The sequence below is a fragment of the Streptomyces sp. NPDC006798 genome (assembly GCF_040635975.1).
Taxonomy (GTDB): domain Bacteria; phylum Actinomycetota; class Actinomycetes; order Streptomycetales; family Streptomycetaceae; genus Streptomyces.
Map to the genome: position 1 here is coordinate 45943 of NZ_JBEYIS010000033.1, position 26238 is coordinate 72180.

Sequence of the window (26238 nt, forward strand, 5' to 3'; positions counted from 1 at the left end):
GGCGGACGGAAGACGAGGGTCCGCTGCCCCGGAGAAGAGCCGTACGGTTTAATTGCATGGCATTCGCAAGAACCAAGGATCTTCATGAGGGGTGTGGGTAGCGTGTCCGCTGCATCGGGCCGCCGGGGCCGCTTCGGCCGTCGCATACGGAAGACGGCGGCGGTCGCCCTGACCGCCGCGCTCACCGCGGGCGCCGCGGCCTGCTCCAACCCCGACAGCGGTGGTTCCGGCGGCGGCGGCTCGGCCGTCGTCGGCATCTCCACCGAGCCCGAGAGCCTCAGCCCCCTCCTCGGCTTCGGCAAGGACGGCAACTCCAAGATCTTCGACGGGCTGCTCGCCATGGGCACCGACATGCGGCTGAAGCCCGCCCTGGCCACCGCCCTGCCGAAGGTCGGCGCCGACGGGCTGACGTACACCTACACCCTGCGCGAGGGCGTCACCTTCAGCGACGGCAAGCCCTTCACCGCCGAGGACGTCGTCTTCACCTACCGGACGATCCTCGACCCGAAGACCAACAACGCCTCCAAGTCCGAACTGGACGCGATCAAGGACGTCAGGGCCGAAGGCGACGACACCGTCGTCTTCACCCTGAAGTACCCCTACGCGCCGTTCGCGCACCGCACCGTCCACCCGATCGTGCCCCGGCACGCCCTCCAGGGCCAGGACGTCAACACCGGGCCCTTCACCACCCGGCCCGTCGGCACCGGACCGTACATCCTCAGCGCCTGGTCCAAGGGCGAGAAGCTCAGCTTCAAGGCCAACCCCTCCTACTGGGGCGGCGCGCCCGAGGTGAAGAAGTTCACCATGGCCGTCATCAAGGACGACGACGTCCGCGCCACCCGGCTGCGCGCCGGTGACCTCGACGGCGCCATCCTGCCGCCCAACCTGGCCGCGGGCTTCAAGAACGACAAGTCGAAGAAGACCCACACCGCCACCACCTACGACTACCGCACGGTGACCCTGCCGACCGGCGGCGACGTCACCGGCGACCTCGCCGTCCGCCGCGCCCTCGACGTCGCCGTCGACCGGCAGACCATGGTCGACAAGATCCTCGAAGGCGCGGGCAAGCCCGCCTACGGGCCCGTACCGACCGACAGCGAGTGGTTCGCCCAGGGCACCGAGCGCGCCCACGACCTCGACCGGGCCCGGCAGATCCTCGACGACGGCGGCTGGCGCGCGGGCGGCGACGGAGTCCGGACGAAGGACGGCGTCCGCGCCGAGTTCACCCTCTGGTACCCCGCCGGTGACAAGCTCCGCCAGGACCACGCCCTCGCCTACGCCTCCGACGCCAAGAAGGCCGGGATCTCCGTCAAGACCCAGTCCGGGCCGTGGGAGGTGATCGAGCCGCGGATGAAGCAGGACGCGGTCCTCGCGGGCGGCGGCGCCCCGGGCGACCCCGACTTCGACCAGTACCTCCTGCTGACCTCGACCGTCGCCGGGGACGGCTTCAACAACATGGGCTGGTACGACAACCCGGCCGTCGACCAGGCCCTCGTCAAGGGCCGCCAGAGCGGCGACAAGGCCGAGCGGAAGGCCGCCTACGAGACCGTCCAGCGCGAGCTGGTGAAGAACCCCGGCTACACCTTCCTCACCCACATCGACCACCTCTATGTCGTGAACGACTCCTGGGACGGCCCGAGCACCCAGGTCGAGGGCCATGAGCACGGACTGGCCTCCGGCCCCTGGTGGAACGTCGAGGACTGGACCCCGAAGAAGTGACCGGAGCCCTGACCGGGGCCACCGGGCCGAAGGCGGCGCCCCACCCGGGGCGCCGCCGGACGCCGTGGGGCCCGATGCTCCGGATGGCGGGCCGCCGGGCCCTCTTCGCGATCCCGGTCCTCCTCCTGGTCACCTTCGGCGTCTTCGCGGCCGCCGCGGCCTCCCCGTTCGACCCGGTCAAGGCCTACACCGGCACCGCGGGCCTCACCGCGACCCAGGAGAACCTGGACCGGATCAGGGCCAACCTCGGCGTGGACGAACCCCTGGTCAGCCGCTGGTGGAACTGGCTCACCGGCGTCCTCCGCGGCGACCTCGGCGAATCCGCCGTACTGCGCCAGCCGGTCGCCGACGCCATCGGGGAACGCGTCGGCTGGTCCGTACTGCTCGCCGTCACCGCCTTCGCCCTCGCCCTCGTCCTCGGCACCGTCCTCGGCGTACTCGCCGCCCGGGTCCGCGGCGGCTGGCTGGACCGTACGGTCAGCTCCGCCGCCTACACCCTCGAAGCGGCCCCCGCGTTCTGGCTCGGACTCCTCGTCATCTGGGTCTTCGCCCTCCAGCTCGGCGTCCTGCCCGCGGGCGGCCTCACCGACACCGGCAGCGACACCGTCACCTTCGACCAGGTCGCCACCCATCTCGTACTGCCCGCCGCCGTCCTCGGCCTCTCCCAGATGCCGTGGTTCTTCCTCTACGTCCGCGAGGGCGTCGGCGACGCCCTCGAAGAAGATCCGGTACGCGGCGCCCGCGCCCGCGGCATCGGCGAACGGACCGTGCTCCTCCAGCACGGCCTGCGCTCCGGGATGCTGCCGATGCTCACCCTGATCGGCTCCCGGGTACCCGAGCTGATCACCGGCGCCCTGCTGGTCGAGACCGTCTTCAGCTGGCCCGGGATCGCCGCCGCCACCGTCGAGGCCGCCACCGCCGTCGACTTCCCGCTGCTGGCCGCGCTCACCGTGCTGGCCACCGCCGCCGTCCTGCTCGGCAACCTCCTCTCCGATCTGCTGTACGGACTCGCCGACCCGAGAGTGGGCTTCGATGGCTGACCTGGTCTGGCGGTCCCGGGGACACGCCCGCCGCTCCACCCGCGCCGTCCGGGTCACCGTCTCGGCGGTGATCGTCGCCGCCGTCGTCCTGGCCGTACTGATCGTGCCGCCCGTCGTCCAGCTCGACGAACAGGCCGTCGACCTCTCGCGGAAGCTTCAGCCGCCGTCCCTCGCCCACCCCTTCGGCACCGACGACGTCGGCCGCGATCTGCTCCTGCGCTGTATCTACGGCCTGCGGATCTCCCTCCTCGTCGGGGTGGTGGCGGCCCTGGTCGCCACCGTCGTCGGCACCCTGGTCGGCGCCGCCGCCGCGGCCTTCGGCGGCTGGGTCGACCGGCTCGTGATGCGGCTCGTCGACACCTTCTCGTCCGTACCGCATCTCCTGCTCGGCATCTTCGTCGTCGCCATGTTCCGGCCCGGCGTCTGGCCGGTGATCGCCTCCGTCGCGATCACCCACTGGCTCTCCACGGCCCGGATCGTCCGCTCCGAGGTGCTGTCGCTCCGCTCCCGCCCCTTCGTCGACGCGGCGATCTCCGGCGGCGCCTCCCGATGGCGGGTCACCAGCCGCCATCTGATCCCCGCGGTCCTGCCCCAGGCCGGGCTCGCGGCCGTCCTGATGGTGCCGCACGCCATGTGGCACGAATCGGCGCTCTCCTTCCTCGGCCTGGGACTCCCCAGCCACCAGGCGAGCCTGGGCAACCTGATCCAGACGGCCCGCGGCTCCCTGCTGGCCGGTGACTGGTGGCCGACCCTCTTCCCCGGCCTCTTCCTGATCGTCCCCACCCTCGCGGTGGCCGGACTCGCGGGCGCCTGGCGGGAGCGGATCAACCCCCGCCGCCGATCGGAGCTGACGCTGTGACCGAGCCGTCCGCGAGCACCGGCATACCCCGGACACGTCCGGAGACCGGGCGCCCCGGCCCCGTTCTCGCCGTACGCGAACTCTCCGTACGGTTCCGGATGCGCGGCGCCCGCCATGTCGCCGCCGTCACCGGCGCGAACTTCGACCTGGCGGCGGGGGAGTGCCTGGCCCTCGTCGGCGAGAGCGGCTGCGGCAAGTCCGTCCTCGCCTCCGCCCTGCTCGGGCTGCTGCCCGGCAACGCCGAGACCGCCGGGACCGCGACCGTCGCCGGGACCGAACTCCTCGGCGCCGACGAACGCACCCTGGCCCGGACCGTACGCGGCCGGCTCGTCGGCCTCGTACCGCAGTCACCGGCGGCCCATCTGACCCCCGTCAGGACCGTCGGCGCCCAACTGGAGGAGACCCTGCGGGAACTCACCGGGGCCACCCGCAAGGCGGCCCGCGCCGAGTCCGTCGCCGCCGCCGCGCGCGCCGCCTTCCCCGCCGACCACCTCGACCGCTATCCGCACGAACTCTCCGGCGGACTCGCCCAGCGCGCCGCCACCGCCCTCGCCCTGATCGGCGACGCCCCGCTGCTGCTCGCCGACGAACCCACCACCGGACTCGACCGCGACCTGGTGAACCGGACCGCAGACGAACTGCGCCGCCACACCGACGAGGGCCGCGCCCTGCTGATGATCACCCACGATCTCGCGGCCGCCGAACGGATCGCGGACCGGATCGCCGTGATGTACGCGGGCCGGATCGTCGAACTCACGGCGGCCCGGACCTTCTTCGGCGAACCGGGCCCCCGGCACCCGTACGCCCGGGGCCTGCTGAACGCCCTGCCCGAACGCGCCTTCACCGCCGTCCCCGGACTCCCGCCCGAACTGGGCGACCTCCCCGCGGGCTGCGCCTTCGCCCCCCGCTGCGCCCTGGCCGACGACCGCTGCGGCACCCGGCCCGCCTTCACCGACGGGCTCGCCTGCCACCATCCGGCCGTCCCGGCCGCCGAGGAGGTCCGCCGTGCTTGAGATCCGCTCGGTCACCGCCGGATACGAACGGGGCGCGCCGGTCGTCCGCGACGCGTCCCTCACCCTGGCCCCCGGCGAGTCCGCCGGACTGCTCGGCCCCAGCGGCTGCGGCAAGTCCACCCTCGCCCGGGTGGCGGCCCTCCTGCACCGCCCCTGGTCCGGTGGGGTCGTGGTGGACGGCACCGCCGTCCCCGGCTGGCGGCACGGCGCGCCGCGCGCCCTGCGGACCGCGATCGGCGTCGTCTTCCAGCAGCCCCGGCTCTCCGCCGACCCCCGGCTCACCCTGCGCGATCTGATCGCCGAACCGCTGCGGGCCACCGGCCGCCGGGCCGAGGCGGCGGACCGCACCGGGGAACTGGCCGCCGCCGTCGGCCTCACCGGCGATCTGCTGCGGCGCCGTCCGCACGAGGTCAGCGACGGCCAGTTGCAGCGGGCCTGTCTGGCCCGCGCGCTGGCGCTCCGGCCCCGCTGGCTGGTCTGCGACGAGATGACGGCGATGCTGGACGCGTCGACCACGGCCGCGCTGGTCGCCGTCGTCGAGGAGTACCGCCGGGAGAGCGGCGCCGGACTGCTCGCCGTCGGACACGACAAGGTGCTGCTGGACCGGTGGTGCGACCGGACCGTCCACTGGGACGAGGTGGCGCCGGGAGCGCCCCCGGCCGACGGCTGACGGCGATACGGAGGGTGGGGGAGCGGCGGGTCCGGAGCCGTGGGCCGGTCGTACCTCCCGCCCGGCGCCGCGTGTACGGCCCACCGCCCCCGGCGTCCGACGGGACAGTGGACTCCCGGCAGACGGCCGGACGACACCGGACACCGGGTCGCCGGACATCCGCCCGCGCCCTCCCGCGCGGCCCCGGAACGCGCCGATACTCGGATGTCCCTCCCGTCCCGCCGTACCGGAGGCCCCCGTGCCGACCACCCGTCGCCGTGCCCTCACCACCACCGTCACCGCCGCCCTCACCACGGCCCTCGCCGTACCCGCCGCCCGCGCGGCCGGGGGCGGGCCCGCCCGGCACCGCCCCGGGCCCGGCGTCCGACCGCTGCGGCGGGCCCACGCCCACAACGACTATCTGCACCCCCGGCCCCTCCACGACGCCCTCGCCCATGGATTCACCAGCGCCGAGGCGGATGTCTTCCTGGTGGACGGCGAGTTGCTGGTCGCCCACACCCCGGCCGAACTCGACCCCGCCCGCACCCTGCGGTCCCTCTACCTCGACCCCCTGGCCGAGCGGATCAGGGCCCACCACGGCACGGTCTTCCCCGGCCACCGCCGGCCCTTCCAACTGCTGATCGACATCAAGCACGACGGGGCGGCCTGCTATCGCGCGCTCGACCGCCTGCTCCGCACGTACCACCCGATGTTCAGCCGCTGGTCGCACGGCCGGGTCCGGCCCGGCCCGGTCACCGCCGTGATCTCCGGCGACCGGGCCGCCCGCGGTCCGATGGCCGCCCAGCGGCGCCGCCACGCCTTCTACGACGGCAGGCTCGACGACCTCGGCACGACGGCCCCCGCCTCCTTCGCCCCGCTGATCTCCGCCAACTGGACCCTCGCCTTCGACTGGCGGGGTACCGGCCCCTTCCCGGCGGCCGAACGCGCCCGGCTGCGCGCCCTGGTGGACACCGCCCACCGGGAGGGCCGCCGGATCCGCTTCTGGGCCACACCCGACGAACCCGGCCCGGCCCGCGACGCCCTGTGGACGGCCCTGGCCGACCTGGGCGTCGACCACATCAACACCGACGACCTGCCGGGCCTCGAACGGTTTCTGCGTACCCGGGAGGCCGGCCGGGACACCGGGCCGGGCGGGGTGCCGGACGGCGGCTGAACCGGTCCCGGACACCAACCACCCGTCCGGCGGACACGCCGGAGAGCCGAACGGATCCCCCGCTGCGCCAGACTGACCGGCGAAAGCCGCAATTTGCGCAAAAGTTGGCAAGGTGGAGGAGTCGGCGATGGTGGTCTCGATGTCGGTACTGCTGCTTCTGATCGTTCTGGCGGTGGTCTTCCTGCGGAGCGGCGGACTGAAGTTCTCCCACGCGCTCGTCTGCGCCCTGCTCGGCTTCTTCGTCGCGGGCACCAGCATGGCCCCGACCATCCACGAGGGCGTCGCGGCCACCGCCGAGGTCGTCGGCAGCCTCCACCCGTGACGGAGCGAGGGCCGGGGTCCCGGAGCGGCGCCGACTCCGCTCCGGGACCCCGGCCCCACCCGGCGGCCACCCCGGAGGTGGTGGGCGGCCACCGGCCCGCACCGTTCCCGGCGACGTCCGCCGGCGGGCGGGCGGGTCACGGACGGGAGACCGTGCTCGCCGGGTGAGCCGCCCAGTGAACCGACCGTGACGTTGCGACCGCGTTGCGGCCCCGGGGCCGGTCGCGTCGCGTCGCGGCTCGGCCGTCCAGCCGGACGCCGTACGGCTCACGCCCCGTGACCCCGGTCGCCGCCGCGTCGGCGGGGCATGAAACTCATCGGGCTCATCGGCCCCACCGGTCCCGTCTCCACCTCGGCCACCCTCGCGGTCGGCGCCGTACTCTCCCTCGGCGGTACGGTCGCCACGGCCTCCGCAGCCGTACCCGTCGCCCGCGCGCCCCAGACGCGGTACGTCGAGACCCAGCCCTTCTTCGGCACCGCCCGCCCCGATGGCGGCCCCGAGGTCACCCCGGGCGAGTTCCGGGCCTTCCTCGACACCACGATCACCGGCCGCCTCCCCGCCGGACTGGCCGCGCAGGAGGGCCGGGGCCAGTACCGCGACCGGTTCGGCGTGATCGAGTCCGAGCGCTCGTACGAGGTGATCCTGCTCTCCCCCCGGTGCGCCGCCGGGGCCGCCGATACGGACATCGAGGAGATCCGCCGCCTCTGCAACAGCCGGTTCGCCCAGGAGTCGGTGGCCCGGGTCGACCAGGCCGTCCGCGTCGGCTTCTGATCTGTCCGCGCCCCGCGACCGCGCGCCTCACCCGGTGTACGGCCCCTCGCGCGGTCCCCGCCATGGGGGGACGCCGGTGCCGAGGCGACCCGTCACGGGAGCGCCGAACGGGAGGCTTCGGGCGGTGCCGGAGGCTCCCGTGCCGCCGGCTGAAGGGGGCGGAACCGCGCGCCACGACGGGCCGGGTCGCCGGAGCCGGGGCCTCGGCCCGCGGTTCCGGTCGGAAGCCCCGCCGAAGGGGGCGAACGGCCGGTGGGGGCCGGTCGCGCCCGGCCGGGCCCGGCGCCCGGTGTCGGGACACGGCTGGGTGGGGGTGCCGGTCGCGCGCCGCGAGGGCGCTCGCGAGGCAGCCGGAACCCCCTGGTGAGGCGGGGCGGGGTGGCGGGACAGAATGCCGTCGTCGGCCGCGCCCCGCGGCCCGCCCGCCGAAGGAGCCGCCGTGTCCACCGCCCCGACCCCGCAGAACCCCGGCGCGCCCGTACCGGACGACCCCGGGTTCGCCGCCCTCGACCGGCTCCCCGACGCGCGCGAGGTCACCGTCCGCGCCGCGGGCCGGGACCTGCACATCACCCTGGACTCCGGCTACCGCGAGATCTCCGCCGAACCGGCCCTCGACCGTGAGGGGTTCGCCGCCCTCCTGCCCCGGCTCCGGGCCCTGCTCGCCGGCTTCGACACCGTCCGGGACCGGTCCACCGGCTTTCTGTGGGAGTGGGGCGCGACGGGCGACGAACCGCCCGGGGAGCGGGCCGCGTTCCTCCGCGACACGGCCCCCACGACTCTCGCGATCACCAGCGCCGTCGAACTCGAACTCCACTACGAGGACATGAGCGGCACCCATCTGATGGACGGCTACTGGGCGGTCGTCCGGCACGACGGCGGGATGAACCCCGTCGACGTCACCATCGAAGCCTGACCGGCCCGGCGGACGGCCCCGGCAACCCGCCGTTTCCCGCTCCCCGCCCGGACCTCCGGGGATACGATGCCGGGGCTCGGGCGGGGACTTTCGGGGTACACGGAAGCGGGGGACGCTGATGCGGGTATCGGTCACGGTCGACGACGGGCACGGCGGAGCCGGGGATCCGCTGGAACTCTTCCGCTGGCTCTCCTTGGACCCGGACCTGAAGACCACCGCCCGGCTGACCCTCCGGCCCGCGCCGCCCGGGCGCGGCGAGATGGGCGGCGCCTTCGAGGTCGTCAGCGCCGTCCTCGGTCATACGCTGGCCCTGAGCGCCCTGGTGGTCGCCGTCGCCAACTGGCGGGCCACCCGGGGCGAACGATCCCCCGGGGTCCGGATCGAACGCGACGGCGTGGTGGTCGAGGTCCACGACGGTTCCCCGGAGACCGTCGAACGGATCACCCGCGCCCTGACCGCCGGAACCGGCGGCGGGGAGCCGGACACCTCCGCCCGGGACGACGCCACGGCCGCGCCCGGCGCATCCGGCGCCCCCGATGTGCCGGATACGCCCGACGGCGCGGACGGAAGGCCGGACCGACCGTGACGACGGCCGCCGTCTCCGATCCGGCCGCCTCCCGGGCCGTCCTCGTCGGCACCCACGACTACCGCCATCTGCCCCGGCTCCCCGCCGTGGAACGCAGTACGGCCGCGCTCTCCGAAGTCCTCGGCCACCCCCGGGTCTGGGGGCTCCCGGCGGCCCATCGCACCCTGCTGCCGCAGCCCGCCGACGCCCGGACCGTCATCGACGCCCTGGAGGAGGCCGCCGGGGCGGCCACCGACACGCTCCTCGTCTACTACGCGGGCCACGGGCTGATCGACCGGCACAACAACGAACTCGTCCTCACCCTGCCCGGCACCCGCCCCGACCGGCCCGACACGGGGCTGCGGTACGAGTACGTCCGCCGGGCCGTCCTCGACGCCCGGGTCACCGCCCGCCGCAAGGTCGTCGTCCTCGACTGCTGCTACAGCGGTCTGGCGATGTCGGGCGAGATGGCCTCGGCACCGCTCGGCAGCCGGATCGCCGACCACGCCCTGATCGAGGGGACGTTCCTGCTGACGGCCACCGCCGAGACCGTGAAGGCCCTCGCCCCGCCCGGTGAGCCGTACACCGCCTTCACCGGCGAACTGATCACCGTACTCGCCACCGGAGTCGAGGACGGCCCGGCACAGCTCGACATGGAGACCGTCTACCGGGAGACCCACCGCAGACTCACCGCCCGCGGCCGGCCCGCCCCGCAGCAGCGCAACCGCAACTTCGGCGCCCGGATCGCCCTGGCCCACAACACGGCCGTCCCGCCCGGCGCCGCCGACGGCGCGCTCACGGCCCTCGTGGCGCCCCGGACCCCGGCCGGGCGCGGCTCGCCCACCGCGCGGCGGGCCCTGATCGCGGCGGCCGGTGCCCTCGCCCTCGGCGGCGCGGGCGGAGTCTCCTGGCGGCTGCTGGCCGGCGGGAGACGGACCGCCGGGAACGGGGCCGCGGCCGGACCCGCCCCGGGCACCGGCCCGACCCGGTCGGCGCGCCCGTCCGCCTCCCCCTCCACTTCGGCCTCCCCTTCCCCGTCCGGCTCGGTACCGGCATCGGCGTCCCGCTCCGCGCCGGCGAGCGCGGCCGGACGCCCCGCCCCGGCCGGACGGCCGAACCCCCGCCGGGGGCCCGGGCGCCGGACGCCGACGTACAAATGGGACACCAGCTACGACGAGGGCGCCCACCACGCGCCGGTCCTGGTCGGCGGGACCCTCTGGGTCGCGGGTGCCCTCGGCCGGCTGGTCCCCACCGCCGCGTCGACCGGCAGCCCGATCGGCATCTTCGAGACCGGCGGCAACAGCGTGCTGCCCCGTCCCGTGGCCGCCGACGGCGTCGTCTACATCGGGGCACAGCTCGGCCGCGCCCTGCACGCCATCGACGGCACGACCGCCCGCCGCAAATGGACCTTCACAGCCGAAGCGGGTGTCAATTCGGAGGCCGCCGTCAGCGACGGCGGGGTCTTCGTCAACTGCTTCAACGGCGTGCTGTACGGGCTCAACGCGGCGACCGGAACGAAACGGTGGTCCTACCGCTTCGGCCCGGCCTCCGCCTTCCCCTGCGCCGCCGCCCGCGGCCGGATCTTCGTCACGGAGGGGGAGAGCACGGACAAACCCGCGTTCGTCCGGGCCGTCGGCGCCCGCACCGGCCGAACGCTGTGGAGCGGCGGCACGTACGACGGCACCCACGCCCATCCGGCCGTCCACGGCGACACCCTGATCGTCAGTACCTGGGACGTCGGACTGATGGCCTTCGCCGCGGCCGACGGCACCTACCGGTGGACGTACCGGATGAAGAGCCCCGGGGTCGCGGGCCCGGTCACCGTCGCCGGGAACACCGCCTACTTCGGCGCCCCCGACGGGCTGCACGCCGTCGACGCCCGCACCGGCACGAAACGCTGGCGGGCGGACGTGGGCGGCGTGGGCCGGGTCGCCGTGGTGAACGGGGTCGTCGTCACCGGCGGCGACTCCCGGCTGCGCGGATTCGACGAAGCGTCCGGCGCCCCGCTGTGGCAGGCCGACCTCGGCGGCGAGGTGGACGACCCCCTGGTCGCCGACGGTGTCGTCTACGCCCTGAGCGGCGGCAAGAAGCTGACCGCCCTCACACTCTGACCGTCCGTCGCCCGGCCCGCCCCACGCCGGGCCGGGCGGTTGGAACGGCCCCGCCGGGGGACCGTACGATCGGGGCTCCGACGTGAGGGGGCCCGTGGACATCAGCCGGCTGAGCAATCCGTACGACTTCCGCAACCCGGTGCGCGACGCCGCGCACTTCGCCGGGCGGGGCGCGGAGACGGCGACCGTCCGCTACCAGCTGGCCCAGGCCGGGGTCGGCAGACCCTCGGTCTGCGTGGTGCTGCACGGGCAGCGCGCCGCGGGCAAGACGAGCCTGCTCAACGCCATCGACCGGATGGCCCGCGAGGACGGCCGCACCACCGTACGGATCGAACTCCTCGACGGCGACGGCGAACCCGTCGCCTTCTTCCGCAAGCTCTACGAGGAGACCGCCGTCGCCGTCGCCGACGCACTCACGGCACCGGACGGCACCGCGCCGTTCGACCTGCCCGCGGTCCGGCGGGTGATGCACGGGGCCGTCCCCGAGCCCGGCGACCCCTGGCAGTTCCCGGAGGCCGTCGCCCTCGCCGGACCCACCGGACCCGTACCGGAGGCCGCGCTCCGCGCCGATCTCGCCCGGATCGTCGGACTCCTCGGCCACCCCCTGGTCCTCCTCGTCGACGAGGCCCAGGTGATGGCGGCCGACGCCCGCGTCCTCTCCGCCCTGCGCTTCCTCACCAGCCGGGTCGACGGACTCGTCCTCGTCCTGGCCGGGACATCCGGTCTGATCGACCAGATCCGCGACGTCCACGCCCAGATCCTCCGGCAGTTCAAGGAGATCGAGGTCCGGCGGTTCACCACCCACGAGGAGGTCTACGACTGCGTGGTCCGCCCGCTGCGGGCGATCGGACTGCCCACCGCCCTGGCGCCCGCGCCGATGGCCGCCGAACTGATGCATCTCACCGGTGGCAATCCGTACGAGATCCAGCTCTACTGCCATGAGATCTTCGCCCGCTGGCAGCGCGGCCTGACCGACTCCCTCCAGCTGACGGCCGAGGTCGTCGAGGCCATCAGGTCCCAGCTGGAGACCGGCCGCGACCTGATGGAACGGCCCCTGATCCGCGCCGTCCGGGCGATGGACACCCAACAGCTCGTCGCCTTCAACATCCTCACCTCCGCCCTCGGCGACGGCACCGCCGACGACGTCTGGTTCGCCCATGTCCTCGGCGGCCCGCCGCAGATCACCCGGTCCGTCTACGACAGCTGCCGGGCCCGGCTGGTGGCCGACGGCATCCTGGCCGACACCGAGGTCATCGACTTCGCCGTGGAGACCGAACTCCTCGACGAGATCTACGCCCGCGCCTGGACCGCCGGACGCCTCCCGGCCTCCCCGCACCCCCAGCACGCGCAGATCACCTCACGCGGCGGGCTGCGCGCCCTGCTCGTCAACCGGATCCTGAAACTGCTGCACTCCTTCTCCGACCCGGGCCCGCTGCGGATCCTGCCGACCTGCTGCCCCGCGATGTCCGCGGACGACGTGGAACGCAACTTCGCCGCCCTGGAGAACCTGCCGGACCAGGGCCCCGACGCCACCCCCACCGTCGATATGGCGCACTCCGCGATCCTGCGCGCCGGGGAGCCCCGCGCCCTCGATCTGACCTCCGTACGGTGCGGCTTCGGCGAGCTCACCGTCGAGCGGTGGCTGTACGCCGCAGACCACGAGGACGTCGAGCTGACCGAGCGGCCCGAGTACGCCGAGGCCCTGGCGCGGATCGAGGGCGCGGGCGGCCAGCTCACCGCCGACCGGGTCCGGATCCCGCTCCGCAGCAGGCCCGCCGACCAGTGGCTGGCCCGGGCCACCGGACGGCTCCGCCGCGACCTGGCGGACAACCATGTGTCCACCGCGTACGACCGCTACGCCGCCGCCGACCGCGACGGCGCCCTCCGCCACTTCCGGCTCGCCTTCGAGCTGATCCCGGACTGGGAGCAGGCCAACAGCGTGCTCTATCTCTCCCTGGTCGCGGGCGATGTGCCCGAGGCGCTGACCTGGGGCGGACGCGCCCACGACCTGGCCTCCCACCCCATCGACCGGGCCCTGAGCACCTACAACTGGGCCATGGCCCGGCTGCTGGACGGCGACCCGGGCCGGGCGGGGGACCTGCTGGCCCGCGCCGCCGCCGAACTGGAGGCCCTGAGCGTCACCGGACAGATGATGGAGTATCTGCTGCGGCCCGACCCCGCCGCCCCCCGGCGCCTGCGCGAGGAGCGGGAGGTCGATCTGTACGAAGCGGTCTGCTCCGCCCAGGAGGTGCTGGGACTCCCGCCGGGCGGCGGTTCGTCCGCCCCCTTGGCCGGTCCCCCGGCCGTCCCGGCGGCCGACGGCACCACCCCCGAACCGGTACCCGCGACGCCCGTCGTCCTCGCCGTGGCGACCGAGTGGTCCTCGTCGCACGGCGGCCTCAGCACCTTCAACCGCGAGCTCTGCCGGGCCCTGCGGGCCTCCGGCGCCGAGGTCTACTGCGTCGTCCTCGACGTCACCCCCGCCGAGCGCGAGCAGGCCGACCAGGCGGGTGTCGTCCTCCTCCCGGCCCGCCGGGTCCCGGGCGGCTCCGACGATCTGCGGCTCGCGGCCCGCCCCGAACTGCCGGAAGGCACCGTCCCCGACCTGATCGTCGGCCACGGCCGGATCACCGGCCCCGCCGCCCAGCGGCTCACCCTGGACTTCTTTCCCAACGCCCGGCGGCTGCACATCGTCCATATGGCACCGGACGAGATCGAATGGCACAAGCGGGGCCGTGACGTCGACGCGGGCCGCCGCGCGGCCGAACGGACCGGTATCGAACGCCAACTGGGCAGCGGTGCCCACCGGGTCGTCGCCGTCGGCCCCCGGCTGCACGACCAGTACCAGGCCGAGTTCACCACCGTCCCCCGGCCCCCGCTCCGGCTCGACCCCGGCTTCGACGGCGGAACCCGGGCCGACGGGCCCCGCACCCCGCCCGGCGGCTCGACCTGGCGGGTCCTGCTCCTCGGCCGGACCGACGACGCCGAACTCAAGGGCGTCCGGCTGGCCGCGGCCGCCTGCGGCCGGGTCGACCGCTGGGTTCGCGACGACCAGTCGGGGCGGGTCCGGCTGGTGGTCCGGGGCGCCCCGCCCGGCACCTCGGAGGACCAGCAGGCCGAGATCAGCGCCTGGTCCGGATCGACGATGATGAATGTGACCGTCCGCGAGTACACGGCCGAGGAGGAGGCGATCGCCCACGATCTGGACGCGGCGAGCCTGGTCCTGATGCCCTCCCGTACCGAAGGGTTCGGACTGGTCGGCGTGGAGGCGATCGCCCGTGGCGTCCCCGTCCTGGTCAGCGGCGAGAGCGGCCTCGGCGAACTGCTGCGCGAGACGGTGGAGCCGCAGACGGCCGGACGGTTCGTGGTCCCCGTCACCGGCGACCACGACGCCGACACCGAGACCTGGGCGCGGGCCGTCGAACGGGTCCTGAGGGACCGTGAGAACGCCTTCCGGCGGGTGGCGGAGCTGCGCGAGGCCCTGACCCGCAGCAAGCCCTGGGCCGCGGCGGCGGAGGCGATCCTCGCGGAGGCCGCGGACGGCCACTGACATCGCGGACCCGGCGGCTCGTGTCCACCGCGTCCCCGGCCGCCGCCGTCCGCGCCGTACCGAGCGCCCGCCCGGGTCCGCGCCCCGCCCCCCGGCGTGGCTCCCGGTGTCCGGAGAAGGACCGGCGGGCCGCGCGCGGACTCGTCCCGCCCGTTCCCGTCGCACCGCCACCCCTGGCGGGCACGATGACACCGTGGTCCGGCCCGGCGACGAAGGGCGGGCCGGCACCCGTGCCGGGCTCTACGGCACCGTCCGCGGATTCGGGATCACCATCGGAAATCCGCCCGCCGGCGCCGCGCCGGACGCGCCCGTGACGCCGGACTCCCCGCCCTGCCCCGGGTGGCCCTGACCGGTCCGGGCCTCCTCCGCGCCCTCCACCGCAAGGCGCGCCGACCCCGCCGGTACCCGTCCCGGGATCAGCCGGCGCCGGGCCGCACGGGGTGGCGACTGCCCCGTACGGCCCGGATCGTGACCGGCCGTCACAGCTCCGCCGCCGCCTCCGCCAGCGCCGCCACGAAGGTGTCCGTACCCGCCGCCGGGCGGGGGAGGCGGCGTACGGCGGCATAGACCCGGCGGTACGGCGCCCGGGTCAGCGCGCTCGCGGCCAGGCCCGGCCGGAGGGCGGGCACCAGCAGCCGGGGCGCCAGCATCACCCCCTGACCGGCCGCGACGAACGCCTGCTTGCCCAGCCAGCTGCCGCACTCGACCCCGATCGCGGGTGTGAACCCGGCCCTCGCGCAGGCCAGGGTGAGCGCCGAGGCCGAGCCGTCGTAGTCCTCCACCCAGATCTCGTCCCGCAACTCCACGAGATCCAGCTCGGCCCGCCCCGCCAGCCGGTGACCCGCAGGCAGTACGCACACCAGCGGATCGTCCAGCAGATGGGTCAGGCTCAGATCGGGCCGGGCCGGGATCCCCGGCGGATAGTCCGTGACCACCACCACGTCCGACTCGCCGTCCAGCAACCCCGGCAGCAGCCGGGGCGTGACGTCCTCGGTGAAGACCGCCCGCGCCCGGGGCTCACGAGCCGCGAACAGACCGAGCGCCCGGGGCAGCAGCCCCGCCGCCGCGCTCGGCACGGCCCCCACTCTGACCGTGGTCACCGGCGCCTCCCGGGACGCGGCGACGTCCTGCTCGGCGCGCTCCACCCGGCGCAGGATCGCGGTGGCGTGCCGCAGCAGCGCCTCACCCGCGGGGGTGGTCCGCACCCCGCGGGCGTGCCGTTCGAGCAGGGGCGCTTCGAACCGCGCCTCCAGCGCCGCGATCTGCCGGGAGACGGCGGACTGGGTATAGCCGAGCCGCTGCGCGGCGGCGCTGATCGACCCCCGGGCGCACACCTCCCGGAACGAGGCCAGGCTGACGACGTCCATGGCCGCCACCCTAACGAACCATGCGTGAACCGCATGGCTCCCCTGCATGATATGCGCTGGTGCGATGGCCGGAGTTGACCGAGGATCACGGTGTGAACAGCACCGAACTCACCCATATAGCGGCCCCTGAGGGCGTCGCCCCCGGCAACGGCTACTCCCAGGTCGTCACCGGCACCGGACGGCTGGTCGTGATCTCCGGCCAGGTCGCCCTGGACGAGAACGGCGAACTCGTCGGCGCTGACGACCCGGACGCCCAGGCCCGCCGGATCTTCGAGAATCTGGGCCGCTGTCTCGCGGCGGCCGGGGCGACCTTCGACGACGTCGTCAAACTCACCTACTTCGTCACCGACATCGGCCAGCTGCCCGCCCTGCGCGCGGCCCGAGACGCCCATGTGGACACCGCCCGCCCACCGGCCAGCTCGGCGGTCCGGGTCGCCGGACTGTTCCGGCCGGACGTCCTGATGGAGGTCGAGGCGCTGGCCCTGACCGGGCGGTCGGACGGATGAGGACCGCCGTCTGCGGGCTGGGCCGGATGGGGGCCGCCTTCGCGGCGGCCCTCGCCGCCGCCGGAGACGTGCCGGCGGTGTGGAACCGTACGCCCCGCGCCCCGGGCATCCTCGCCGTACCGGCCGCCACCCCGGCGGCAGCGGCGGCCGGAGCCGACGCGATCGTGGTCGCGGTCTTCGACGGACCGGCCGCCGAAGCGGTTCTTCTCGGTCCGGACGGAGTCGCCGAGGGCGCCCGGCCCGGTGCCCTGGTGATCAACGCGACCACCCTCGCGCCCGACGAGTCACGCGAACTGGCCGCCCGGGTGACCGGGGCCGGACTGCGGTATGCGGAGGCGCCCGTCATCGGCTCGGTCCCGGCCGCGCGGGCGGGGACCCTGACCGTACTCACCGGCGGCGCCGAGGCCGACGTACGGGACGCCGAGCCCGTGCTCACGGCCTGGTCCCACGCCGGGACACGCCGCCACGCCGGGCCGGTCGGGGCGGCGTCCGCCCTGAAACTCGTCGCCAATCTGGGGCTCGGCGCGGCCGTCGCGGCGCTGCACGACGCGGTCCGGCTCGGCGAGGCGCTGGGCGTGGCCCGCGCGGACGTCCTCGACGTCCTCCAGGGCGGAGTCACGGGCCCGCTGGTCGCGGCCAAGCGGCCCCGGCTGGACCGGGACGACCCCGACGCCTACGCGGCGGCCGACTTCACGGTCGCGGCGCTCGCCAAGGACCTGGCTCTCGCGGTCTCCGCGGCCGGTACGCCGCTCCCGGCGGCCGACGCCGCGTACCGGCTGATCGCCGGGTTCGCCGCGCGGGACGGCGGGGGAACCGTCGACATCTCCGCCCTCGGACGCGGCGGCTGAGGGGGCCGGACCGGCCCGGCGTCCCACGGAGGTGTGCCGACGGGCCCGGGAGCCGTCCGGGTCACAGTGACGGCAGCTCCACGACGTCGCCGTTCTCGTCGAGCGTCCGGGTCCGCCAGTAGACGTCCCACCGGTCGTCGACGTGGCGGGGGACCTTCCCCTCGGGGTAGCGGGCCCAGCCCTCGTCCGGTTCCTCGCCGTCCGGGACGCAGGCCGAGCCGTGGTCGCCGACGGCCAGGACCGGGTACTCGCCGCCGCCGCAGACCGCCTCGTCGAACAGGGAGCCGCAGCCGGTCAGGACGGTGAGGGCGACGGCCGTCGAGACGGCCGCCAGGGCGGTGGTGGCGATCCGGCGGCGGATCGGTCGGGCTGCGGGCACGGCTGGGGGCTCCTGTCGTCGCGGTACGCGGTCCACTCTCGGGTCTCGCGCGGGACGCCGCCTGAGTACCCGTACTCACCCGGTCTACGCACCGGCGCCCGGTGGCCGGTATCCGCTGTCCGGCGCGCGGGCCGCCGGAGCGGGCGGGCTCAGTCCCGGCCGTCCGCCGCGGCCAGGAGCGCCGCCAGGTCGAGCTTGCCCATGGCGAGCATCGCCCGCATGCCGCGGTCCCGCCTGGCCGGGTCGGGATCGTCGAGCAGTTCGTCCATCCCGCGCGGCACCACCTGCCAGGAGAGCCCGTACTTGTCCTTCAGCCAGCCGCACGGCCCCTCCTGGCCGCCGTCGGCGGTCAGCGCCGCCCAGAAGTAGTCCACCTCCGCCTGGTCCTCGCACTCGATCAGCAGGGAGACGGCCTCGTCGAAGGTGAACTCGGGTCCGCCGTTGATGGCGGTGAACCGCTCGCCGTCGAGTTCGAAGTCCACGGTGAGTACGGTGCCCGCGGCACGGGGTCCGGCCTCCCCGTAGTGGGTGACCCGGGTGATACGGGAGCGGGGGAAGACCGAACAGTAGAACTCCGCCGCTTCCTTCCCCTGGGTGTCGAACCAGAGGTTCGGGATGATCCGGGGCATGGCATTCGCTCCTGGTTCCGGGCGCGGTGGCCGCCGCGCGGTCTCCGGACCCGCCCGACGTCCGGACGGGCCCCTCAGGAGGATGGACCCGCCCGGCCGCCGGAAATCATCGCGGCGGCGGAGTACGCCCGCACGCCGGGGTTCCGCCGCCCGGGCGGCCGAGCGCCGAGCGCCGTAAGGGGCCGGGCCCGGGGCGTACACCCCGGGCCCGGCCGTCGTCGTACCGCTCCCGGCCGCGTCCGGCGGATCAGATGCCGAAGGCGGCCGGATAGCCGACGGTGCCGGTCGGCGCGGGGCGGCCGGATTCGAGCGTCAGCGCCATGAACGCCTCGTCCGGTACGTCGAACGGGGCGGTGATCCCGAACCGGGAGGCGGGGACGAAGCCGAACCGGGGGTAGTAGCCGGGGTGGCCGAGTACGACCACGGTCTGCTCGCCGAGGGCGCGCGCGGCGTCCAGGGCGGCCCGGATCGCGGCGCCCCCGGCGCCCTGCCGCTGGAAGTCGGGGAGGACCGCGCAGGGCGCGAGGGCGAGGGCGGGTTCGGTACCGACCAGGCAGCGGGTCAGCAGGGCGAAGCCCGCGGCCCGGCCGTCGGGGCCGGTCGCCAGCAGCGAGAGCCCGTCGATCCACGCCCCGGGGTCGGCCCGCAGCGCGTCCACCAGATCGGCCTCGGCCGGGGTGGGGAAGGCGGCGAGATTGATCTCGCGTACGGCGGCGATGTCACCGGCGGTCTCCGGACGGGTGGTCCAGTCGGTCATGGCGGGTGTTCCGTTCTCGGGTTCGGGGCGCAGGACATAGCTCGCGTAGTGGTAGTCGGTGCCGTGGGCCCGGCGTACGGCGATCTCCCCGCGCGTCGCGGCGAGGGCCTCGGTCATACCGGGCAGCTCCGGATCGGCGGCGGCGGCGCGCCGGGCGAGGGGTGTGTAGTACTCGTCCCACCAGTCGGACTCGGGCAGCTGGATCCGGGCGGTGTTCCGGTAGCCGGCCGCGCGGGCGGCGCGGACGTTCGCCGCCCGGTCGCGCAGCGGATAGACCGGGTCCCAGAAGGCGCGGGCGCCGGGGGCGGGGTCGGGTACGGTCCACTCGGCCTCGGTGACGACGAGTACGCCCCCGGGGGCGAGCAGCCGCCGCCAGGCGCGCAGGGCGGTGTCGAAGCCGACGGTGTAGGCCGAGCCCTCGGCCCAGATCAGATCGAACGAGCCGTCCGGGAAGGGGAGTTCCACCATCGACCGGTGGACGGTGGTGATCCGGTCGGCCATGCCGCGCCGGGCGGCCTCCCCCGCCAGCTCGCGCAGGAAGGGACGGTGCAGATCGACCGCGACGACCCGGCCGCCGGTGGCCTCGGCCAGGAGCAGCGCCGAACGGCCGGGGCCGCAGCCCGCGTCGAGGATCCGGGGACGGCCGGGCAGCGGCCCGGCCAGCTCCAGCAGCCGCCGGGTGGTGGCGTCGGAGCCGGGCCCCTGCCGGGGCAGTTCGTGGTGCAGGGCGAAGAACGCCTCGGTCACGGGATCGGCGTCGCCGGACGGCGACGACGAGGAAGCCGACGAGGCGGCAGAGGAATCAGACAACGTGAAGACCCTTGGGAAAGGGGCCGGGTGAGTCCGCACACGACGTCACCGCGCCGCGGACCCGTACCGGAGCACGGGGGAGCGGGGAGGCGTGGGATCAGACCGCGGCCCGGGGGATGAGGATGCTGGTCCGGGCGCTGTTCATGACAGCGGCCTCGATGACAGTCATCGACTCACCTCCCTCTCGGTCCCGCGCGGTCGGCCGGAACGCCGTCGCGGGCCCAACGGTAACACGGGGTAGCCGGTGGCGGTCCCGGTTCGCCGACCCGTAACCGGCTGACCCGGCCCGGGCACGCGCGGCCTTCCGCCGCCGCCATCGGGTCCCGGGCGCGTTCCGGGCGGTGTTCTCCCAGGGCTCCGGCCGCGCTCCGCGTCCGGGGCGCTGACGGTACGCCCCGGCCGGGCCCGGGGGGCGCCGGGACCGGCCGGGGCGTCGGGTGCCGGTCAGTCGAGAACGGCGGTCGCCTCGATCTCGACCAGCAGTTCGGGGGTCGCGAGCGCCTGGACGCCGATCAGGGAGGCGGGCGGGTACGGGCGCTCGCCCAGAGCCTCGGCCGCCCGGTCGATCCCGGCCAGGAGTTCGGGCATCCGGTCGACGCTCCAGCCGACGACGTAGAAGGTGAGCCGGGCGACGTCCGCGAAGGAGCCGCCCGCCGCCGCGAGGGCGATCCCGACATTGAGATAGGCCCGCTCGACCTGGGCGGTCAGATCGTCCCGGCCGACCGTCTTCCCGTCGGCGTCATGGGCGACCTGTCCGGCGACGAGGACCAGCCGGGTACCGGAGGTGATCGCCACCTGCCGGTAGACGTCGACGGTGGGCAGCCCGTCCGGGTTGACGAGGGTGACAGCCATGGCGCTCCTTGAAATAGGCATGACACATCCCTGGAGGCGGGGTGTGCCGCCTTCTGGTCACTGATGGATACCTGGTCACCATAGGAGAGCGCCGGATGCGGCGGAAGAACGCACTTTTCCGTTACCTGGGCACCCTTCGGTGACCACGGGGGCGACCGGCTCCCGACCCGGCCGGCCCGGCCGCCGCGCGGGCGCGGTGTCCAACGGCGCGGCGGGCGGCACCGTCCCGGTGGCGGATGGCGGTACGGGCCCGGCCGGACCGCCGTCCGCCACCGGGACGGCGGTCGCCCCGACGGCTGAGGGGCCGGGCCGCCGAAGGCGGGGCGCGGTGGTCCGTACGCCGAAGGCCGGTTCATCCGCCCGCCGGACACCGGTGCCTGGCCGGAAGCCGCCCCGGGCCGGGGGACTTCACCCGAGGCGGACGCGGATTCGGGTCGTACCCCCCCGGCTACGCAGCCGTCCGCTCGCCCGATGTGCGGGCGTACGCGCCGGGCGTGCGGCCGAAGTGCTTGCGGAACGCCAGGATGTAGCCGTTGGTGCTGACGAAACCGACCCGGGACGCGACCGTACCCACCAACTGCCCCTCCGCCAGCAGCTCCAGCGACCGGTTCAGCCGGAGCCGGGTACGCCACTCCGAGAACGCGATCCCGGTCTCCGAACGGAACGCCCTCCGCAGCGTCGTCGAACTGGTGTAGAGCGCCCGGGCCCACTCGTCGGCCGTCCGCGGATCGTCGGGGCGCCGCAGCAGCCCGTCCGCCACCGCCCGCGCCGGGTCGCTGGTGGGGCACGGCAGCGGCAGCCGGTCCGCGGGGCCCGTCGTCAGCTCGGCGAAGAGCGCGTCGTCATCGGGTGCCGAGCCGTGCTCCCGCATCCGGGCCAGCAGCGCCCGCCGCCGGGCCGTGCTCACGGCCACCGCCGTCGCGCCCCGGTAGGGCAGCCGGTACCGGCCGCTGTCGAAGGTCTCGCTCACCACCAGCGCGTCCGGGTCGAACCGGGCGCTGTGCGGAAGGCCCGCGGGCAGCCACAACCCCGTCGACGGCGTCACCTCGTACTCCGTACCGAGCGCCGTGACCGTGACCGTGACGACGATTCGCCCCACCGGGACATGGAGGAACTGGTGATAGTCGTGGACATGGGTGGGGTGCCCGCCCACGGTGATGAACTCGTCGTCCACCGGCCCGGGGTCCCGCCGCCGCGCGGCGGGTGACCGCTGCCCGGTCCGTGGCCCCCGTACCGCCCGTGCGGTGATGCCCTGCGTCATTCCGGCCCCCCAGATCGCGGGGCCCTTCGACCGACCCCTGAGTGTGAGTCATCCGCCTCCGGCTTGGATCGCCGTGCGCGAAGTAAGGGTAGCCTAACCTTCGATTCGCAGAACGAGGAGCCGAGCCACCCATGAGATCCCCGTCCCCGCCGGTGACAGCGCATCCGCCACCGGCAAGGACCCGCCTCTCCCGAGGCGCCGCCGTCACCGCACTCGCCGTAGCCGCGGTCGCGGCCACCCTGATCGCCGGGATCGGACTCGGAGCCCGGGACATCTCCGCGACCGAGATCGTCCGGATCCTGTTCGACCACGGCGACCAGTCCTACAACGCCCAGGTCCTGTGGACCGAACGCATCCCCAGGACCCTGCTGGGGCTGCTGGTCGGCGCCGCGCTCGGCGCCTCCGGGCTGGTGATGCAGGCCCTGACCATGAATCCGCTCGCCGACCCCGGGATCCTCGGGATCGAGCAGGGCGCGGCCATGTTCGTCGTCCTCGGCATCATGTTCCTCGGTGTCACCGGGGTCCAGGGCTACTTCTGGCTGGCCCTCGTCGGCTCCGGAGTCGTCGCCGTCCTGGTGTATCTCATCGGCACCCGTACCAACGCGGGCAGTTCGACGATCGGACTCGTCCTCGCCGGAGTCGCCCTCGGTGCCGTGATGTCGTCCCTGATCACCCTGATGGTCATTCGCGACCCCGCCGTCTACGCCCATCTGCGGTTCTGGTCCATCGGCCAGCTCACCGGGCGGGGCAAGATCCTCGACGACGTACTGCCCTTCGTCGGCGTCGCCCTGGTCCTGGCCCTCTTCCTCGGCCGGACCCTCAACATCCTGAGCCTGGGCGACGACACCGCCCGCGGACTCGGCGTCCGGGTCGAACGGGCCAGGCTCGCCTCCGCCGCCGTGGCGGTCCTGCTCTGCGCCGCCGCCACCGCCGCCGTCGGCCCCGTCGCCTTCGTCGGACTGGTCGCGGCCCACTGCGCCCGGATGCTGATCGGACCCGACCACCGCTGGTCGCTGCCGCTCTCCATGGCTGTCGGCGCGGTACTCCTCACCGGCGCCGACATCGCGGGACGGCTCGTCATCGACCACGGCGAGATCCAGGTCGGTGTGATGACGGCAGCCGTCGGCACCCCCTTCTTCGTCTGGCTGGCCCGCCGCCGGAACCTGGTGCGAATGTGATGGCGACCGTACTCACCAAGCGGCCCGAACCGGCCCTCACCGCCGACCGGACCGCCGCCCTGCTGCGGGCCGGGCGCAGACGGCGCAACCGCCGGGCCGCCGTCGTCGCGACCGTACTCGCGGTCCTGCTGGGCGCCCTGCTCACCGCGTCCGTGCTGCTCGGCGGCATCGGCCGGGTCGACCCCGCCGACGTCCTGCCCGCGGCCTTCGGCCTTCGGACCGGACTCGCCGACTACATGATCTTCCAGCTGCGGGTGCCGCGCGCCCTGGCCGCCCTGCTCGCCGGAGCGCTCTTCGGCCTCGCCGGAGCGATCTACCAGCGACTCATCCGCAACCCCCTGGCCACGCCGGACATCGTCGGTATCTCGGCGGGCGCCGCGGCGGGAGCCACCACCGTTCTGCTGTACGCCCCCGGCGCCTTCGCGCTGGGCGCGCCGGTCGCCGCCGTCACCGGATCCGTCGTCCTGCTCGCCGCGGTCTATCTCCTGAGCTATCGCGGCGGTGTCGACACCTATCGACTGGTCCTCGTCGGCATCGGACTGAGCGGGGTCTGCACCGCGTACACCAACTACCTGTTCACCCTCGCCGACGAGCAGAGCATGGCTATCGCCGCCCGGTGGATGATCGGCAGCGTCGCCGCCGCCGACTGGGAGGGCGTCAGCACTCTCGCCGTCGGGCTCGCCGTCTGCGCCGGTGCCGCCGTCCTGCTGCACCGGCCGCTGGGCGGACTGACCCTCGGGGACCAGCTCGCCACCGGCCTGGGCGCCAAGGTCGCCAGGACCCGGGTCGGCGTCCTGCTGGTCGGCGCCGCCGCGGCGGCCCTCGCCACCAGCGTCGTGGGCCCCATCGGCTTCGTCTCCCTGATCAGCGGACCGATCGCCCAGCGGCTGGTCGGCGAGGAGCGGGCCATCGCGCTCGCCCCGCCCATCGGCGCCGTCGTCGTCCTCGCCGCCGACGTCCTCGCCCGGCACGCCCCCGTCATCAGCCCGGTACCCACCGGGGTCCTCACCGCGCTGCTCGGAGCGCCCTACTTCGTCTGGCTGATTCTTCGGCGCGGACCGGGAGCCACCCAGTGAACCCACAGACCGCCACCACCTCCGCGCCGGCGCACGCCGTCGAGGCCCTCGACATCAGCGCCGGATACGGCGACGCCCGGGTCATCGACGGACTGTCGCTGCGGATCGAGAAGGGGAAGATCACCGCCCTCGTCGGCCCCAACGCCTGCGGCAAGTCGACCCTGCTGAAGTCGATCGCCCGGCTGCTGCCGATCGCGGCCGGATCCGTACTCCTGGAAGGCGCCGACATCCATGCCCTGCCCACCCGCGAGGTGGCCCGCAGGCTCGGTGTGCTGCCGCAGTCCCCGATCGCGCCGGAGAGCATCACCGTCGGCGACCTGGTCCGGCGGGGCCGCCACCCGCACCGCGGATTCGGCCGGCGCGGCACCGCCGAGGACGACCGGATCGTCGCCGAGGCCCTGCACGCGACGGGCACCGCCGAACTGCTCGACCGGCCCGTCGACCAGCTCTCCGGCGGCCAGCGCCAGCGCGTCTGGATCGCCCTCGCGCTCGCCCAGGACACCTCGACCCTCCTTCTCGACGAGCCCACCACCTATCTGGACATCGCGCACCAGATCGAGGTGATGGACCTGCTGGCCGAGCTCAACGAGGAGACCGGCAAGACCATTGTGCTCGTCTCCCACGACCTCAACCAGGCTGCCCTGTACGCCTCCACGATCGTCGCCCTCCGCGACGGCCGGGTCGTACGCCGGGGCTCGCCGTCCGAGGTACTCGACGAACGGACCGTCTCCGAGGTCTTCGGCCTCGACTGTGTCGTCGTCACCCATCCCCAAGCCGACCGGCCGCAGATCTTCCCGCTCGGCCGGCACCGTCCCACGCAGGAGAAAAGACCATGAACCGCCTCGCACGAACCACCGGACGCCGTGGCACGGTCCGGGCGCTGCTGGCCGCGGCCGTCGGCCTCGCCCTCGTCACCGGCTGCGGCGGCTCCGCCGACTCGGACGACTCCGGATCGTCCGGCGACAAGCCCACCGGTGCCGCCGCCGGCGCGTTCCCGGTCACCCAGAAGAACGCCTGGGGAACGACGAAGGTCACCAAGAAGCCGGTCCGGGTGGCCACCGTCTCCGACGGCGACACCAGCATCGCGCTCGCCCTCGGCATCGTCCCGGTGATCACCCCGGACACGGAGGACGGCAATCCCGTCCCCGAGTACAAGCAGCGCGGCATCGACAAGCTGGGCGCCGGGAAGCTCAAGACGTACGACGACGCCGACGGCACCGACTACGAGGCCGTCATGGCCGAGGAGCCGGACGTCATCCTCGGCATGAACACCTGGTCGATGGCGACCGACTACGCCAAGCTCTCCCCGATCGCCCCCGTCGTCACCTACACCGACAAGGCGCACGCCGACAGTCTCACCTGGCAGGAGCGGCTGCGTACGGCCGCCGAGGCGCTCGGGGTGAAGGAGAAGGCCGAGGAGATCATCACCGCCAACGAGAAGGCCGTCACCGACGCCGCCGCGGCCAACCCGCAGTTCAAGGGCAAGACGTACACCTACGCCGTCGTCCACCCCGAGCAGATCACCTTCATGTCCCACGCCGAGCAGGACCCCGGGGTCCTGGAACGGCTCGGACTGCGCAAGACCGGGAAGGCGAAGGCGTACACGGCCAAGAAGAACGCGGTCAGCCTGGAGAACCTCGACGAACTGGAGGCCGATGTCCTGCTGCTGACGTACCCCTTCGGTGACGAGGGTCTGCTCTCCGCCGCCGAACTGGAGGGCAACAAGCTCTTCCGCTCCCTCGACGTGGTGAAGCGGAAGAACTTCGCGGTCATCCCCGCCAAGAACTCCCTCTCCGTGACCATGGCCTACCCCGACGCGCTGAGCGCGCCCTGGGTCGTCGAGAAGCTGACCCCCATCCTGGCCGGGGCCGTCGCCGGCCGCTGACCCC

The 26238-nt window shown here is 74.4% G+C and carries 24 protein-coding genes; 18 read left to right on the forward strand and 6 right to left on the reverse strand.

Annotated elements, in window-relative coordinates; genetic code table 11:
* Positions 1 to 84 precede the first annotated feature (84 nt).
* From ABZ714_RS22280 to ABZ714_RS22335, 12 genes are all read left to right on the forward strand, one after another.
* Positions 85 to 1719, forward strand: a complete 1635-nt coding sequence (locus tag ABZ714_RS22280; protein ID WP_358827035.1) for an ABC transporter substrate-binding protein — start codon at positions 85 to 87, stop codon at positions 1717 to 1719.
* A 74-nt stretch (positions 1720 to 1793) separates the two neighbouring features.
* On the forward strand, positions 1794 to 2759 hold the full coding sequence (locus tag ABZ714_RS22285; RefSeq protein ID WP_358827071.1) for an ABC transporter permease: 966 nt from the start codon (positions 1794 to 1796) through the stop codon (positions 2757 to 2759).
* On the forward strand, positions 2752 to 3618 hold the full coding sequence (locus ABZ714_RS22290; protein ID WP_358827036.1) for an ABC transporter permease: 867 nt from the start codon (positions 2752 to 2754) through the stop codon (positions 3616 to 3618). The genes ABZ714_RS22285 and ABZ714_RS22290 overlap by 8 nt, the downstream gene beginning before the upstream one ends.
* Positions 3619 to 3716: 98 nt before the next feature.
* Entirely contained in the window at positions 3717 to 4631 is a 915-nt protein-coding gene (locus ABZ714_RS22295) for an ABC transporter ATP-binding protein (RefSeq protein WP_358827072.1), read from the forward strand.
* The gene (locus ABZ714_RS22300) at positions 4624 to 5301 is read left to right on the forward strand and encodes an ATP-binding cassette domain-containing protein (protein ID WP_358827037.1); all 678 of its coding nucleotides are present in this window, start codon (positions 4624 to 4626) and stop codon (positions 5299 to 5301) included. Before ABZ714_RS22295 ends, ABZ714_RS22300 begins: the two co-directional genes overlap by 8 nt.
* A gap of 238 nt (positions 5302 to 5539) precedes the next feature.
* Complete coding sequence (locus ABZ714_RS22305; RefSeq protein WP_358827038.1) at positions 5540 to 6454, forward strand: phosphatidylinositol-specific phospholipase C/glycerophosphodiester phosphodiesterase family protein; 915 nt, start codon at positions 5540 to 5542, stop codon at positions 6452 to 6454.
* A 127-nt stretch (positions 6455 to 6581) separates the two neighbouring features.
* Positions 6582 to 6776: a hypothetical protein gene (locus tag ABZ714_RS22310; RefSeq protein ID WP_358827039.1), complete on the forward strand. Its 195-nt coding sequence runs from the start codon at positions 6582 to 6584 to the stop codon at positions 6774 to 6776.
* A gap of 306 nt (positions 6777 to 7082) precedes the next feature.
* Entirely contained in the window at positions 7083 to 7547 is a 465-nt protein-coding gene (locus tag ABZ714_RS22315) for a DUF3574 domain-containing protein (RefSeq protein WP_358827040.1), read from the forward strand.
* A 439-nt stretch (positions 7548 to 7986) separates the two neighbouring features.
* Positions 7987 to 8460 (forward strand): hypothetical protein, encoded by a 474-nt coding sequence (locus tag ABZ714_RS22320; protein WP_358827041.1) that lies wholly within the window; start codon positions 7987 to 7989, stop codon positions 8458 to 8460.
* A 118-nt stretch (positions 8461 to 8578) separates the two neighbouring features.
* A complete protein-coding gene (locus ABZ714_RS22325; RefSeq protein ID WP_358827042.1) occupies positions 8579 to 9046 on the forward strand; it encodes a hypothetical protein in 468 nt (155 codons plus the stop codon).
* Positions 9043 to 11136 carry a PQQ-binding-like beta-propeller repeat protein gene (locus ABZ714_RS22330; protein ID WP_358827043.1) on the forward strand — a complete coding sequence of 698 codons (2094 nt, stop codon included), beginning with the start codon at positions 9043 to 9045 and terminating at the stop codon, positions 11134 to 11136. The genes ABZ714_RS22325 and ABZ714_RS22330 overlap by 4 nt, the downstream gene beginning before the upstream one ends.
* Positions 11137 to 11230: 94 nt before the next feature.
* Entirely contained in the window at positions 11231 to 14686 is a 3456-nt protein-coding gene (locus ABZ714_RS22335; RefSeq protein WP_358827044.1) for a glycosyltransferase, read from the forward strand.
* A 479-nt stretch (positions 14687 to 15165) separates the two neighbouring features.
* Here the strand turns inward: ABZ714_RS22335 and ABZ714_RS22340 are convergent, their stop codons facing one another.
* Positions 15166 to 16053, reverse strand: coding sequence for a LysR substrate-binding domain-containing protein (locus tag ABZ714_RS22340; protein WP_358827045.1), 888 nt, complete (start codon positions 16051 to 16053; stop codon positions 15166 to 15168).
* A gap of 92 nt (positions 16054 to 16145) precedes the next feature.
* On the opposite strand from ABZ714_RS22340, the gene ABZ714_RS22345 reads away from it, so the two are divergent.
* Positions 16146 to 16559: a RidA family protein gene (locus ABZ714_RS22345; RefSeq protein WP_358827046.1), complete on the forward strand. Its 414-nt coding sequence runs from the start codon at positions 16146 to 16148 to the stop codon at positions 16557 to 16559.
* Positions 16556 to 17407 (forward strand): NAD(P)-binding domain-containing protein, encoded by an 852-nt coding sequence (locus ABZ714_RS22350; RefSeq protein WP_358827047.1) that lies wholly within the window; start codon positions 16556 to 16558, stop codon positions 17405 to 17407. The genes ABZ714_RS22345 and ABZ714_RS22350 overlap by 4 nt, the downstream gene beginning before the upstream one ends.
* Positions 17408 to 17468: 61 nt before the next feature.
* Here the strand turns inward: ABZ714_RS22350 and ABZ714_RS22355 are convergent, their stop codons facing one another.
* The 5 genes from ABZ714_RS22355 to ABZ714_RS22375 form a co-directional block, all read right to left on the reverse strand.
* Positions 17469 to 17756, reverse strand: a complete 288-nt coding sequence (locus tag ABZ714_RS22355) for a hypothetical protein (RefSeq protein ID WP_358827073.1) — start codon at positions 17754 to 17756, stop codon at positions 17469 to 17471.
* 179 nt (positions 17757 to 17935) lie between these two features.
* The gene (locus ABZ714_RS22360) at positions 17936 to 18415 is read right to left on the reverse strand and encodes a VOC family protein (protein ID WP_358827048.1); all 480 of its coding nucleotides are present in this window, start codon (positions 18413 to 18415) and stop codon (positions 17936 to 17938) included.
* 247 nt (positions 18416 to 18662) lie between these two features.
* Positions 18663 to 19919 (reverse strand): bifunctional class I SAM-dependent methyltransferase/N-acetyltransferase, encoded by a 1257-nt coding sequence (locus tag ABZ714_RS22365; protein WP_358827074.1) that lies wholly within the window; start codon positions 19917 to 19919, stop codon positions 18663 to 18665.
* Positions 19920 to 20426: 507 nt separating this feature from the next.
* Positions 20427 to 20834 carry a RidA family protein gene (locus tag ABZ714_RS22370; protein ID WP_358827049.1) on the reverse strand — a complete coding sequence of 136 codons (408 nt, stop codon included), beginning with the start codon at positions 20832 to 20834 and terminating at the stop codon, positions 20427 to 20429.
* A 448-nt stretch (positions 20835 to 21282) separates the two neighbouring features.
* Positions 21283 to 22008, reverse strand: coding sequence for an AraC family transcriptional regulator (locus ABZ714_RS22375; RefSeq protein WP_358827050.1), 726 nt, complete (start codon positions 22006 to 22008; stop codon positions 21283 to 21285).
* A 218-nt stretch (positions 22009 to 22226) separates the two neighbouring features.
* Here ABZ714_RS22375 and ABZ714_RS22380 point away from each other — a divergent pair, with 218 nt between their 5' ends.
* From ABZ714_RS22380 to ABZ714_RS22395, 4 genes are read left to right on the forward strand one after another with little or no spacing between them, the layout of a single operon-like run.
* Positions 22227 to 23273, forward strand: a complete 1047-nt coding sequence (locus tag ABZ714_RS22380) for an iron ABC transporter permease (RefSeq protein WP_358827051.1) — start codon at positions 22227 to 22229, stop codon at positions 23271 to 23273.
* The gene (locus ABZ714_RS22385) at positions 23273 to 24349 is read left to right on the forward strand and encodes an iron ABC transporter permease (protein ID WP_358827052.1); all 1077 of its coding nucleotides are present in this window, start codon (positions 23273 to 23275) and stop codon (positions 24347 to 24349) included. The genes ABZ714_RS22380 and ABZ714_RS22385 overlap by 1 nt, the downstream gene beginning before the upstream one ends.
* Entirely contained in the window at positions 24346 to 25185 is an 840-nt protein-coding gene (locus ABZ714_RS22390; RefSeq protein WP_358827053.1) for an ABC transporter ATP-binding protein, read from the forward strand. Before ABZ714_RS22385 ends, ABZ714_RS22390 begins: the two co-directional genes overlap by 4 nt.
* Positions 25182 to 26234 (forward strand): ABC transporter substrate-binding protein, encoded by a 1053-nt coding sequence (locus ABZ714_RS22395; RefSeq protein WP_358827054.1) that lies wholly within the window; start codon positions 25182 to 25184, stop codon positions 26232 to 26234. Before ABZ714_RS22390 ends, ABZ714_RS22395 begins: the two co-directional genes overlap by 4 nt.
* Positions 26235 to 26238: the final 4 nt, after the last annotated feature.